The organism is Paenibacillus paludis, assembly GCF_042610515.1.
Taxonomy (GTDB): domain Bacteria; phylum Bacillota; class Bacilli; order Paenibacillales; family Paenibacillaceae; genus Paenibacillus_AQ.
Genome location: NZ_JBGJZP010000019.1, coordinates 44164 through 56766, shown reverse-complemented (window position 1 = coordinate 56766; position 12603 = coordinate 44164). Strand labels below are relative to the sequence as shown.

The 12603-nt window shown below is 48.5% G+C and carries 13 protein-coding genes; 11 read left to right on the top strand and 2 right to left on the bottom strand.

The features are described from left to right. Positions 1 to 78 precede the first annotated feature (78 nt). The 6 genes from ACAN56_RS27345 (at position 79) to ACAN56_RS27320 (ending at position 5575) form a co-directional block, all read left to right on the top strand. Entirely contained in the window at positions 79 to 816 is a 738-nt protein-coding gene (locus tag ACAN56_RS27345; RefSeq protein ID WP_379146770.1) for a nitroreductase family protein, read from the top strand. Next, positions 817 to 1017 carry a DUF4177 domain-containing protein gene (locus ACAN56_RS27340; RefSeq protein WP_379146767.1) on the top strand — a complete coding sequence of 67 codons (201 nt, stop codon included), beginning with the start codon at positions 817 to 819 and terminating at the stop codon, positions 1015 to 1017. Between the two features lie 249 nt (positions 1018 to 1266). Beyond that, positions 1267 to 2184 carry a polyprenyl synthetase family protein gene (locus ACAN56_RS27335; RefSeq protein ID WP_340896000.1) on the top strand — a complete coding sequence of 306 codons (918 nt, stop codon included), beginning with the start codon at positions 1267 to 1269 and terminating at the stop codon, positions 2182 to 2184. 178 nt (positions 2185 to 2362) lie between these two features. Then, positions 2363 to 2536, top strand: a complete 174-nt coding sequence (comX, locus tag ACAN56_RS27330) for a competence pheromone ComX (RefSeq protein ID WP_379146764.1) — start codon at positions 2363 to 2365, stop codon at positions 2534 to 2536. A gap of 26 nt (positions 2537 to 2562) precedes the next feature. Beyond that, positions 2563 to 4938, top strand: coding sequence for a sensor histidine kinase (locus ACAN56_RS27325; RefSeq protein WP_379146761.1), 2376 nt, complete (start codon positions 2563 to 2565; stop codon positions 4936 to 4938). Further along, on the top strand, positions 4916 to 5575 hold the full coding sequence (locus tag ACAN56_RS27320; RefSeq protein ID WP_076113545.1) for a response regulator transcription factor: 660 nt from the start codon (positions 4916 to 4918) through the stop codon (positions 5573 to 5575). The genes ACAN56_RS27325 and ACAN56_RS27320 overlap by 23 nt, the downstream gene beginning before the upstream one ends. 5 nt (positions 5576 to 5580) lie before the next feature. Here the strand turns inward: ACAN56_RS27320 and ACAN56_RS27315 are convergent, their stop codons facing one another. Beyond that, complete coding sequence (locus ACAN56_RS27315; RefSeq protein WP_379146758.1) at positions 5581 to 6036, bottom strand: VOC family protein; 456 nt, start codon at positions 6034 to 6036, stop codon at positions 5581 to 5583. A gap of 158 nt (positions 6037 to 6194) precedes the next feature. Here ACAN56_RS27315 and ACAN56_RS27310 point away from each other — a divergent pair, with 158 nt between their 5' ends. Together ACAN56_RS27310 and ACAN56_RS27305 are read left to right on the top strand one after the other, a co-directional pair. Beyond that, the gene (locus ACAN56_RS27310) at positions 6195 to 6629 is read left to right on the top strand and encodes an Lrp/AsnC family transcriptional regulator (RefSeq protein ID WP_342437676.1); all 435 of its coding nucleotides are present in this window, start codon (positions 6195 to 6197) and stop codon (positions 6627 to 6629) included. Between the two features lie 721 nt (positions 6630 to 7350). Continuing rightward, positions 7351 to 7722, top strand: a complete 372-nt coding sequence (locus ACAN56_RS27305; RefSeq protein WP_340896005.1) for a RidA family protein — start codon at positions 7351 to 7353, stop codon at positions 7720 to 7722. Positions 7723 to 7789: 67 nt separating this feature from the next. On the opposite strand, the gene tlp is transcribed toward ACAN56_RS27305, so the two are convergent. Next, positions 7790 to 8014 (bottom strand): small acid-soluble spore protein Tlp, encoded by a 225-nt coding sequence (gene tlp, locus ACAN56_RS27300; protein ID WP_379146753.1) that lies wholly within the window; start codon positions 8012 to 8014, stop codon positions 7790 to 7792. Positions 8015 to 8279: 265 nt separating this feature from the next. Here tlp and ACAN56_RS27295 point away from each other — a divergent pair, with 265 nt between their 5' ends. The 3 genes from ACAN56_RS27295 (at position 8280) to ACAN56_RS27285 (ending at position 12578) form a co-directional block, all read left to right on the top strand. Then, on the top strand, positions 8280 to 9026 hold the full coding sequence (locus tag ACAN56_RS27295; RefSeq protein ID WP_038597957.1) for an ABC transporter ATP-binding protein: 747 nt from the start codon (positions 8280 to 8282) through the stop codon (positions 9024 to 9026). Then, positions 9023 to 10987: an ABC transporter permease gene (locus ACAN56_RS27290; protein WP_038597955.1), complete on the top strand. Its 1965-nt coding sequence runs from the start codon at positions 9023 to 9025 to the stop codon at positions 10985 to 10987. The genes ACAN56_RS27295 and ACAN56_RS27290 overlap by 4 nt, the downstream gene beginning before the upstream one ends. A gap of 139 nt (positions 10988 to 11126) precedes the next feature. Continuing rightward, positions 11127 to 12578: a serine hydrolase domain-containing protein gene (locus ACAN56_RS27285; protein WP_379146749.1), complete on the top strand. Its 1452-nt coding sequence runs from the start codon at positions 11127 to 11129 to the stop codon at positions 12576 to 12578. Positions 12579 to 12603 lie beyond the last annotated feature (25 nt).

Here is a 12603-nt window from a genome sequence, read left to right as displayed (position 1 = left end):
CGCTCTCAGCGCCTGATCTCTCCCCCATCCTTTTCAATCAGATTCCAGGACCAAATCTATTACGAGGATGTGTTAAGAATGCAGGTTAAATCTATGGATTGGCGGTCGGAGCATGAACTTGAGGAAGAGCAGATGGCGCTGAAGTATCATTCCAATTCCAATGTGAATCCGCAGCTTGAGGTGTTGACCCGCTCGCGGATGAAAATGCTGAATCAACTGTTTGCCCAGAGGAATGTTGAGGTGAAGCCCGCAAAATGTTATTTCTCTTCCCCTTCCTTCGGACTGCGGAAGAGTGAGCTGGCAGAGCATCCGTTCATGATGAAGTTGCTTGTCCATCTGCAGGAGCTTCAGGTCCAGTCCAGACCGTTTCTGGATTATGAACCCTTAAGGGAGCTGGGCGGGGCCAAGCTGGACGGTCCGGAGCTGTATATCTTTTCGAGAAGCCCGGTATCCGGCAGGCATGAGCTGTTCTACTGCAATCCGGCAAAAATGGTGGTTCAGCGAGTGAAGGAGACAGACCCCGGCATTTGGAACCGGCTGTTCCATTCCGATCTGATCCAGGGAACGGCGGAGGCAGCCGTATTTGTAACGGCCAACATCCAAAGCTCTATGAAGTTGTTCGGAGAACGGGGGTACCGGCTCAGCTTGCTGGAAGGCGGGCGGCTAACAGAGCGTTTATCACAGTGCACCCATAAATTCGGATGGAAGTTCCAGCCGGTTGCCACTTTTTATGACCGGGCCGTTCAGGAGCTGCTGGAAATAGACGGGCATTCTGAAGTGGTGCTTTCCTGTATGATTCTAGAGGAGGTGCAATAGATGTACCAATACAAATTTGTCAAAGTCGATTTAAAGGGAATCCTGCAAAGCAAGCCTGAGGAGGATTATCACGAACTTATTCATGAGCATGCCCGTGAGGGGTGGAGGCTGTTTCAAATTTTTGCTCCGAACACCTATGGCTTTGGAACTGCCGCCTTTTTGGAATTAATTTTTGAACGTCCGATCACTGACTATCACTGAAGCTTTGAGGCATATTCCTGAACCGGTAACCCGGTTTACGGGCTCGGCCGCATAATGGCCGGGTCCTTATTGTGTGACAGTGGAAGCAGGGCGATTTTGATAATAATATCCCATGTTATACCCCAGAAGAAGGAAATACTAAGGGAATATAGAATACCCTTCTATTAGAGGAATCTGCTTGACGCGCAGCAACTTTGACGTACCCCGTGATGCGTTTAGGAGACCGAAATTGATTGGGGGCTTCTGAGGATGGATGGCTGTGCAGAAATGATAGAGCTGGAAATCAGAGCGGGATTGCGGTCGTTTTTTACCGTGCCGCATTTATTGGAGCAAGGAACAGCCTGTGTGGAAGAGAAACTGCGGGAATCACTGCTGTTCAGCAGAATGACAGTGCTTCATTACCGGGCGTTTGGCGGAAGCGGTAAGGCGATTTACCGGGCCGCCGCCGCTGTGGAGCTGATGATCCTGAGTCTGGATATCATTGATGATCTGCAGGACAAGGATAACAAAGAAACGGTATGGAGCCGGATGAGTCCGGAAATTGCCCTGAATATTGCCCTTGGGCTGTTGACGCTTTCCCAGCAGATGCTGTTGACCAGCGATTTCCCGGAGGAGCGGGCAAGCGGTGCCGCGCGGCTGATGAATGAGCAGGTGCTCTCTGCCATTAATGGCCAAACAACAGATCTGCTGAACGATATTGAGAGCGAAGAGGAATACATAGAGATGGTAAGGCAGAAATCTGCCGGTCTGCTTGTGGCCGCCTGTATGATTGGAACACTGCTGGCAACCGGCGAAATCCATGAAGAGGTAAGGAAGTATGCGGAGGAGCTCGGAATAGCAGCTCAAATGAAAAATGATATCCGTGACCTGCTGAACTGGGACAACAAAAATGATTTCTGGAACCGCAAAAAAACACTGCCGACACTGTATCTGCTTCAGTCCATCCCGGAGGGAGAGGGCTGGATCACCGATTATTTTGAGGCACGCCTGGAATTGGAGGAGGTGGCCCACCGCAAAGAAGAGATTGAGCGTATTATCGAGCAATCGGGAACGTTCCTGTATTCTTCTATCCGAATGAGAACTCACTATTATAATTATCTGGATTTAGTAGGCAAGCTTGGGCTTGCCCCCGTCTGGCAGGAACAGATGCTTGCGATGGCAGACTGAGCCAGAGGGTCCCGTAAAGCCCGCTACAAACCGCCACAAACCACCGCAAAAGCCCGCAATCACCCCGCAATTACATTTGCGGAAAGTACTAGTATGGTTGTCGTTTCCAGTTGGGACAACACCTGATATATTGAATTCAAGAGGAAGATCTCTTATAAACCGATTGGGGGAATGTTAAATGTTGAAGGAAATGGTTCAAAAGTTGATGGCAGATCCAAGTGCGTGGACTCGTGTACAGACTGGACAACTTCAATTGGCGGGAATGAGTGAAACTGAACATAGAGCATTAATTGACGTGCTGGGCAGCAGAGAGGGCAAAACTGAACCCCGTATGGCGCTATATTGGTGCTAATCTAGCTTTATTTGGAGGAAACCGGATTGTCGAGAAGAATGAACGTTGCCGCTTTCTCAGTCATTGTCATCATCCTTGCCGTCTATCTATCCCAGAGCATATTGCAGCAGAGAATGATTGGGACTGACCTCGAAAAGGATGACCAGGGACGTTACGTGGTAGCAGATACTACTGCTGGCTACTGGGGATATGGGAAGATTCTTTCGGGCGATATTATAGAAGAAATTGATGGAAGCTCCGCCTCTTCATTTCATTCGGTTAAGCGATTTGATGTAATAGAAGGGGCTTCCACTATCACTCTGGTCCGGAATCAGCCTGATGGCGGACAGGAGAGAATCAAGCTTGTTGTAGCGAAAGGAATTGGATCTGAGAATCTGCTGCTGGAATTTATTTTGCCGGTATCCTCCTTACTGTTATTCGCCGGATTCTCATTGTTTGTTTACAAGCGCAAGAAAGAAGACAAGGCGGCTATATATCTGATCCTGTTTTTCTTATCAACGGGGTTTGCCTATTTCAGCGCGGCTTCTTCGGGAAGAGCGGATATTTTAGGCTACCTAATCTTTTTTGCCACCTTCTCGTTGGTCCCGGTATTTTTTCTGCAATTTCTCAACCAGTATTTGAAACAGTATCAAGAGCCTTTGGTTCCCAAAAGCGTATTTATTGGCTTTTATTGTATTACAGGTGCGATTATCATTGTGCAGATCATCACAATATTAACGGGTTATAACTTGCTTTTCTTCTTAGAAGCACGGCCTTCGTTACCTTTTTTTATCTTTACAAATCTCTACACTATTTATAAATTGATTCAGAAATTTGTGGTACACCGCCGGGATTCACTGCGAAATTTATTTAAGCTGACCTTGCTGGGTCATTTGCTTGGATTTATGCCGTTTATCCTGTTATTTGGCGTGCCGAGATTATTTGGTATAACCCTGCTTACTCCGCAGGTGGCCTCGATTTTTCTATTGGCAATTCCCGTAGTGTACCTGTATATGTTCACTACAAGACAGCTGTTTGATATTGATTTTGTTCTGAGCCGTTTTCTTTACCATATTATTATTGCGTTTATCCCAACTTCGCTAATTACCACCTTCGGGATTCTGATTACCCAGCAGCACAATTATACGTGGATTCGATGGGTACAGTTATTTCTGATGGTGTATTTTATTGTTACGATTCTGTTATTCAGCAAGGAGTATGCCGATTTTCGATTCAGACCAAGTTTTAACAAGAACCTGTACAGCTTCCAGGGAAGCCTGGACCGGTTCTCTACCCGTATCTCACGGGTGATGAAGCGGGCCGACCTGGAGCGGTTGCTGGTACAGGAGGTCCTCTCCATATTACTGGTCAAGAAAGTGGCCTTTCTGGAGGTGAACCGAGAATCGGGTCCCCGGGGAAGCTCGAAGCCAGATTCCGGTGAGGTGCCTATCTCCGTAATATCTGCCCTGCGGGATGCTGCTCATAAACTGGCCGTTGGAGAGACTGTGGCCGTTCCTTCAGGATTATGCGTTGTTATGGGGCAGAAAGGCTCTACCTTTCACGTCCTCTGGCTGGCGGATAAGGAGAACCGCACCAAGTTTAATCTGGATGAATTGAGCTGGCTGAAAACCTTGGCTAATTACAGTGCCATCGTGTACGAGAATCTATATCTGATCGAAAATTTGATTGAAGATCTTGAACTGGAATTTCAGAAGCAAAAGGGAGCTTCACCGTGGGTGATGCGTCTGATCTTTAATCTCTCGGAGACGGAACGGCGCCGGCTGGCTGCCGACCTGCATGATTCGGCGCTGCAGGATCAGCTGATCTGGTACCGCAAGCTGGAAACGGTCATGCTCGACCATCAGATGCCGGAGGATATCTATCACGAGCTTGAGACTGTACGGGAAGGCCTGCTGGATGTTATCCACCAGATTCGCGAGACCTGCAATGAGATGAGACCGCCGCTGCTTAAGGAAATGGGCATTGTCGAAGCACTTGGGCAATTGTTCGAGCAGGCTCAGATCCGTTCAAATTATGTGATCAATTTCCAGGTGACGGATCATATCACAGAATTAAGTGATGAACAGACATTGGCGCTGTTCCGCATCGTTCAGGAACTGCTGCGCAACGCCAATAAGCATGCCAAAGCTACAGTGGTTGAGATTGGACTTGAGCAACGGGAGTCGATCCGGCTGATGTATAAAGATAACGGGGTTGGGATGGAATTGGGTGAATTGAATGATTCCTACCAGCACATGGGTCTGTCAGGCATTAAGGAGAGAGTGCGCAGTCTGGAGGGCGAAATCTTCTTCCAATCGGTAGTCGGTGAAGGACTTGAGGTCTGCATCACGCTGCCGCTGGAGTCAGCAAGTATGACAAGAGAGGGTGGGGACGATTTAGATGATAAAAATCTTGCTGGTTGATGACCATCCTTCCGTGGGTGAAGGAACCAAAAATATGATTGAGCAGGATCCGGAGATGAAAGTCACGGTGATTCTCTCAGCGATGGAGGCACTGGAGCTGGTCAAGTCGGAGAGCTTCGATGTCATGCTGTTTGATCTGAATATGCCGGTGATCAGCGGTCTTGAGCTGACCAAGCGGATGATGAGCGTCCAGCCCGAGAGCCGGGTGTTAATCTATACAGGGTATGAGATCAGCCCCAACTTCAACTTGCTGATTGACTCCGGCGTATCCGGCTTCGTGAGCAAGACGGTTACCCGCGAACAGCTTCTTAACGCGATCCGCTGCGTTCTCCGGGATGAAGCAATCATCCCGGTCTCCCTGCTGCGGCAGCTGCGGCGCAGGGATATCCGTCTCAATGAGTCCAAGGAAGAGAAAATGCTGGAGGAAGTATCCATTAACGAACGGGAGCAGGAGATACTGCAGGAAGTGTCCAACGGGAACAGCAACAAGGATATAGCTTCCAAGATGCTGATGAGCCAGCGGACGGTAGAATATAACCTGACGCGTATCTTTGAGAAGCTGGGCGTCCGTTCCCGCGCCGAGGCGGTTGTGGAAGCCCGGCGGCTGAAGCTGATCAATTTCAATGATTTTATGTAAGGGGATCATCCCTCAGCGGAGCGAGTCCAATCCACCTCTTCAATGAATTCGATGATCTCCCCGTTCGGGCTGTGAACGAGCGCATTTCGCACAATGAGCGCGGGTTCACCGAGCGACAATTCGTCGGGCTCTATACAGGCCTTTGCTCCATGAGCAAGGGCTTTTTGATATGTTTCCCGGGCATTGTCGACATAGAAGGCCAGATGCAGCAGCGCACCGTGAGCAACATCCTCTTCGCGCTTCGCTTTTTTCCCTTGAGCCGCAATCACCGCTTCATCGTCAAAAAGCTCAATGCAGGTTCTTTGATCCGGTGAGATCAGCATGCAAGCCTCGTTGATCTTGAAAGCAGGCAGACTCCAATGATGCGCCACCTTGAACTCTAACACTTCTGTATAAAAAGCAAGTGTTGCCTGATAATCCTTCGCTTGGATTGCCACATGGGCAAGGCCTTTAATACTCACGTCTAATCTCCCCCTAACTAAGATGCAATTAATTATAGGGAAAAGAAACATTGAATTACATACGAATAATAAGGGTTTTATAGTAAAATGATTATTTATTATAAGGTTTTTCAGCTGGAAAGCGTTATTTTGTTAAAACTTGCTCAGGAGGTGCCTAAATGGAGTATCCAATGGATGAAACTGATAAACAGATTATGCAGTTGCTGCAGCACAACGCGCGGATGCCCGTGTCCCAGATCAGTAAAGAAATTTCCATGTCCCAACCCTCCGTAAAGGAGAGGATCATCAAGCTGGAAGAGCGGAACATCATTTCCGGGTATACTGCGGCATTAAATTTAAATAAGCTGAACCGGGGCACGACTACGTTCATCCTGCTCAAAACAGAATATTGCCAGGAACTCGTTGATTTCTGCGAACAAGCCTGGGAGGTGACGGACTTGTTCCGCATCAGCGGAGAATACAACTACCTTATCAAAGTGCAGACGGCATCCATCGGCGAAGTGGCGGAATTCCAGGACTCCCTGATGAAGCTCGGACCCTCCAAGTCGCATATCAGCCTGAAAAATATTTTGGAAAACCGGATTCTGCTCTAGAGCATGTTTTCAAACTGGAAGAGCTCTGGGGAAGCAGGAATTTAGTATTGAAAGTAGGGTCCCTAAAAGCCCGCAGCGGGTTTGTTTACTCGTAACGGATTCAGGAGGCGCTATAGAGAGTAAAACACCTGTTTATTCTCTTATGCGGACCCAGGTGACCTTATCTGCTCTGCATTCTATCTAAAAACGGCCAGCAGGGAGAAATAACTGCGCTGGAGTCCGGTGTTGTACTGTAACGGGCTAAAATCCCCAAATAAGTGCAACTCGGTCCGTTCGTGCTCAGAGCCAGGAATACACTTTCCGGACGCACACACGCCTTCGGAAAAAGAGCGAAGTCTTTATAACACCGAGACGTAAGCCTCCACCGAAAAAACTACCTAGTGGCGAGACGCCCTAGATCAGCCTCTGAGTAAATATTTCTTTGCTATACAGAATGAACTTGGAAAATAAAAAAAAGGGTGGAAGTGACGGAGGGGAAGTTTGGAACTGGAGGAGCGATAGCGTCCGCCTTTGTCTGTGGATTTCAACCGCAAACAGCGGAATAAAATCAAGAAATCTGCAGACAACAGCGGCCGGAAGTCTAAACATTCTCCGCAGTTACGACAATAACCCAAACCAGAAAGATCTTAAGTTCAAACTATATAGTTGCGATCTGCGACATTCTGTTGTCCGATATCACCCTATATAATCGGTGTATCTTGTATAGGGAGATGACAATTAGATGAGCGAAATCGTTAGACTTGATGTAAATGAAGAGTATGCCTATTCGGGCATTGTTGAGGCGGGGGATTTTATCTTTCTCAGCTTCTGTGTCGGCAATGTGGGCGGTTCGCCAGCGGAGCAGGTTGAAGGGGCACTGAATGATATGAGCCGGAGATTGCAGCAGGTGAATTTGCAGCTGGATGCTGTCGTAAAGGTGGATATCCTGCTTAGAGATGTATGGGATATTCCGGTCATGGAAGAGGTGTTCAAACGCAGGTTCAAAGGTAAATACCCGGCCAGAAAAACCATTTCCACCGAGTTTGCCCATGTGGGGGGTCCGGATGGACTCAAGGTCCAGATAGACGCAGTGGCCTATAATCCCCGCAAGTAGTGAAGTATCAACGTACAAACGGCGGTCCAGCCCGGGATAAGCCGGGTGGGCCGCCGTTTGCGGTCAACTACTCCTGGGAATGAGCTGCTTCGTCCTTAACTTCCTCACGGAAGCCCTGAATGCTTTCCTCGCGCCGTTCATTTTTGGCTTCGATCTGGCTGCGTTCCTCGCTGCTGATCTCTGAGGAAAATTCGTTAAGGTAGTCTTCCGCTTCCCTCAAATTCCGCTCTGTATGCTGAATGCTTTGTTGTAAATGCTCTACATTGTCTGCACGGTTATCCGGTTTTGCCATAGGTTGATCGCCTCCTGTGATTAACGCGTCCAATATGGGCGCTAACCAGTAGGTTGATCGAAAATGGATGATTGTATGCATCATTCTGCCTTATCACAGGCAGGAGAAATCTTCTTAATAAATACCCGCGCCTACCGCATGGTTAATGACATTTAATCATATCCGGTCTGTGAGTGACAAAAATGTCACTCAGATTCATTCTGCTTCTATGGTTGCAAGTCCACATCACGGCTAAGATAAAAAACAGGAAAGGGAGGAGAATGAAATACAAACTGTCATTCAGACCAAAAATCTATCGAAAAATTATGGAACGGCAGCAGTACTTAAGAATATTGATTTGATCATTGAGTCCGGAGAGCTTACAGCGATCATGGGGCCTTCAGGCTCAGGGAAATCGACGCTGATGAATGTATTGTCTACGATTGACCGGTTCACGGGTGGCGAAGTGTGGCTGGAGGGGCAATCCCTGCTGAATCTCAAGAAAAAGTCGCTGAGGCAATTCCGGCAGGAGCGCATGGGATTTATTTTTCAGGATTATAATCTTCTGGATACATTGACGGCCAAAGAAAATATTCTGCTGCCGCTCTCTTTGCGCAAAGTGAAAGTGGAAGAGATGGAACGGCTGCTGCAGCCGATTGTGCAGGCGCTTAATATTGAAGGAGTCCTTCATAAATATCCGAGCGAGATATCAGGCGGACAGAAGCAGCGGGTAGCTTCAGCGCGGGCCATCATTACTAAACCGTCCATTGTTTTTGCAGATGAGCCAACGGGAGCGCTGGATTCACGGTCCGCAACACAACTGCTGGAGCAGCTCGTGGGGCTGAATGAGACGTTCGGCACAACGATTATGATGGTGACTCATGATCCCTATGCGGCCAGCTACTGTAAAAGGGTGATTTTTCTGCGAGACGGGGGAATTGTCAACGAGCTCTACACAGGTGAACAGACGCAAAAAGCATTCTATGACCGGATTCTGGAGACCCAAAGCTTGATGGGGGGCAAGCTGCGATGAGCCTGCTCGATCTTACTGTCCGAAACGTTAAATGCAACTTCCGTCTATATACAATCTATCTGTTCTCAATGATTACCGGCGTTATTATTCAATTCACCTTCTCATCCCTGATGTACAACGAAGATATTATGGATGCGCTGCAGAACCGGGCCAACTTCCAGACGGGTGTGGGCATCGCTTCGCTCGTTGTGTTTTTATTTATCATATTTTTTATTCTTTATGCCAATTCCTTCTTCATGAAGCAGCGCAAAAAAGAGTTCGGCATGTATCTGCTATACGGCCTGAACGAACGGCAAATCACACGGATGGTATTTTATGAAACACTGTTCATGAGCGCGATCTCACTGGTCACAGGGATATTGGCCGGCGGCTTGCTGTCCAAGCTGTTTGGGATGCTGCTGATGAATTTAATGCATTACGATCAAGTGATCTCACTGACATTCCCCATCCAGTCGATTGCCTCTACTGCCGGTGTTTTCTTATTGCTTGCTGTAATTATTAGCATTCAGAGCCACATGATGCTGAGCCGGGTGCAGCTTACGGAATTGTTCCATGCAGTGAAAAAGATGGAGAAGCCCGTGCGCATTTCCACTGCAATGGCTATGATTTCTGTACTTCTGCTGGGCATGGCCTTTGCTCTGATCAGTAGCGGGAAAGGTTCGGTGTTCTGGCAGGACTACGCGACCGTAAGTATGATTGCCGTGGCCATTGGCATTATCGCGGGCACCTTCCTGTTCTTTCGTCAATTTGCCGGCTGGCTGCTACAGGCGGTAAGCCGCCGCAGAAAATATTACGAAGGCAACACGATGCTATGGACCTCTTCCCTGCGCTTTCAGATTAGAGGCAATACGCTGAACTTAACCTTTATTTCCTTGTTCAGTGCGGCGATTATGCTGATGTTGAGCTTCATGACCATTAACTATAAGGTGCAGTTCGAAGCTGCGGGGATAAACCTGCCTAATGATATAGCGTTTGAATCGCTGGCCTCTGAAAAAAACAACCAGATCGACAGCCTGATTCGAAGCTCCGGCCACGAGGTCCGGTACCACCTGACGCAAGAGGCCATAGTGGCTGATCCGGTATCGGACATGGGTTCAGCCTTTGAGAAGCCCGAGTACTATACTCCATCCCTGCTGCTTGTATCCGAGCAAACCTATAACGGGCTGATGAAGAAACGGGACCCCAAGCAGATCCTAGATCTGCAAGGCGATGAAGCGGTAACCCTTGCCCGTGGGTCGGACTTCTCGCAATTCTATGCCGCAAACAAGGAGCCGGAATTTACGGTGAAGACGAATGTGGAAACGACCTTTCGGATTATAGAGAAGAAGGACTATGCCTATCTTGGCTGGTCGTCAGATCCGGTGAAATCCATGCTGATCATACCTGCGGTGCTCGTGATTTCTGACGAGGCCTATCAGAACCTGCGGGAGCATGCGGATAAGAAGTCTTTTGAAATCTACGATATTGCTGCTGCTGACCGGGCTGAAGAACTGTCGAAGCAGGTGCATGCGATCGTCACGGAGACGCCAGGCGCTTATTACTCCGCGTTCGCAGACGTGTACTCCAAGCAAATTGAAGGCTCATCGCTCATGCTGTTCGCCAGTGGCTTTTTGGCCTTGATTGCGATCTTCGCGCTTGCCAGTGTGATTTATTTCAAGCAATTGCGCGAAGCCACGGACGAGCGGCTGCAATATACGATTCTGCGAAAAATGGGCGTGGATGACCGGCAAATGAAAAGCGTGATCCGCAAGCAACTGCTGTTTGTCTTTTTGCCGCCGCTCGCGCTCGGAGTGCTGCATAGCTGGTTTATTATCAAATATTACATCCTGGATTCCGTACAGGCCTTTACTGGACATACGGCAATCGTGTGGGGCATTATGGGCGTATATTTCCTTATTTACGTACTGTTCTACGCTTCTTCCACGAATGTCTATTATAAAACTGTCAACGAAAACCCGTAACTCCTCCAGGGCAATCGCTTACGGACTTAGATTGAATTTGAAATTTGGAGAAGGAAGAGGTATAGCAATTATGAAACAGAACGTATTCATAAAATTTCAAGTTATAATGTTCATACTGGTCCTGGTTGGAGGAACTGTGATGATGACAGTTCGGCCATCGGATAAAGCGTATGCAGATCCGGCACTTACTGCCCCGGATACTGCGAAGATCGATGCGTTTGTAAAATCAATGATGGACAGACTGGACATTCCCGGGGTGGCTGTCGGCATCGTCAAAGGAGATCAGCCTGTCTACATGCAAGGATACGGAGTAGCGGGTTCCGACCAGCGTCCGGTAACTCCGCAGACGCCTTTTATTCTGGGATCGATCTCGAAATCCTTTACTGCTCTGGCCATCATGCAACTGGTCCAACAAGGGAAAATTGAACTGGATGATCCGGTGCGGCGGTATTTGCCGCAATTTGAGCTGGCCGACAAGGAAGCCTCCGGCCAAATCACGGTCAGACAACTGCTGAATCAGACGAGCGGTCTCTCTACTCATGATGGGCGGCGTGCGTTTGCCAATAATACTCCGACGATCGACCGGCTCATTGAAGACCTCAAAAACATATCGCTGACCGAACCCGTTGGCTCCAAATTTCAATACTCCAACTTTAACTACGACATATTAGGCGGAATTATTAAGGCTGTCACTGGCATGTCCTATGCCGACTATATTCAGAAACATGTTTATGACCCACTGGAGATGAAGAACAGCTTCACCTCTAAGACGGAGGCGAAGAAAAAGGGGATGGCATCAGGACATCAGTCTGTGTTTGGTTTTATGATGCCGACAGAACTGCCGTATAATCCGTCCATGCTTGCTTCCGGCTTTCTGATCTCCACCGCTGAGGATATGTCCAATTACTTAATCGCGCAAATCAATAAAGGCCGCTTCGAGGGTAGCGTAGTAGCAAGCGCTGACAGCATCGCCCAAATGCATAAGCCCGCCGTCCCTGACCCTTCGGGCGGGTACTATGGAATGGGGTGGCAGATATCCGATGGCGCTGTCTGGCATAACGGGGCTGTCCAAAATTTCGCTTCCGATATGCTGTTGGATGGAGACACAGGAATTGTGGTGTTGATCAATGCCCATGATTATTTTGTGCGTGGTTCAAAGTTTGGCATGATTGTATCGGGTATCCGCGACATTCTGCATCATAAGGAACCTTCGCTGGAGGGAGCGGACGGCGTCATCAGAACCAACATGATCATTGACCTTGCCGGCGTGGCGGCCATTATTTTACTGGGCTTGTCGGTATACAACCTATTCCGGTGGAATAAAAGATTCCGGCTCAGCCCGCTACGCATCACTCTTTTCATCTTGTGCCTGCTTATTTTTAATCTGGCGGTGCCTGCTGCCGTCTTATATGTCCTGATCCGATCTGCTGCAACTTGGAGTGTCGCCTTTTCGTTTCTGCCGGGGATTGGACATTTGGCCTTTGTACTGAGTATTCTGTCGCTATGCATCGGTGCGGTCAAAATGTTGTTGTTCGTACGCAGCATAGGTTTAAATCGGAAGGGAAGAACCGCCGGCAAAATTCATGGATAACCGGTCTGACGTGTAACTCCTCTAT

Coding starts and splice junctions, on each gene's coding strand:
- ACAN56_RS27305 (WP_340896005.1), top strand. CDS start 7,351: ATGAGCGAAATCGTTAGACTTGATGTAAATGAAGAGTATGCCTATTCG.
- ACAN56_RS27285 (WP_379146749.1), top strand. CDS start 11,127: ATGATGACAGTTCGGCCATCGGATAAAGCGTATGCAGATCCGGCACTT.
- tlp (WP_379146753.1), bottom strand. CDS start 8,014: ATGGCAAAACCGGATAACCGTGCAGACAATGTAGAGCATTTACAACAA.
- comX (WP_379146764.1), top strand. CDS start 2,363: ATGTTGAAGGAAATGGTTCAAAAGTTGATGGCAGATCCAAGTGCGTGG.
- ACAN56_RS27320 (WP_076113545.1), top strand. CDS start 4,916: ATGATAAAAATCTTGCTGGTTGATGACCATCCTTCCGTGGGTGAAGGA.
- ACAN56_RS27310 (WP_342437676.1), top strand. CDS start 6,195: ATGGAGTATCCAATGGATGAAACTGATAAACAGATTATGCAGTTGCTG.
- ACAN56_RS27340 (WP_379146767.1), top strand. CDS start 817: ATGTACCAATACAAATTTGTCAAAGTCGATTTAAAGGGAATCCTGCAA.
- ACAN56_RS27290 (WP_038597955.1), top strand. CDS start 9,023: ATGAGCCTGCTCGATCTTACTGTCCGAAACGTTAAATGCAACTTCCGT.
- ACAN56_RS27335 (WP_340896000.1), top strand. CDS start 1,267: ATGGATGGCTGTGCAGAAATGATAGAGCTGGAAATCAGAGCGGGATTG.
- ACAN56_RS27345 (WP_379146770.1), top strand. CDS start 79: ATGCAGGTTAAATCTATGGATTGGCGGTCGGAGCATGAACTTGAGGAA.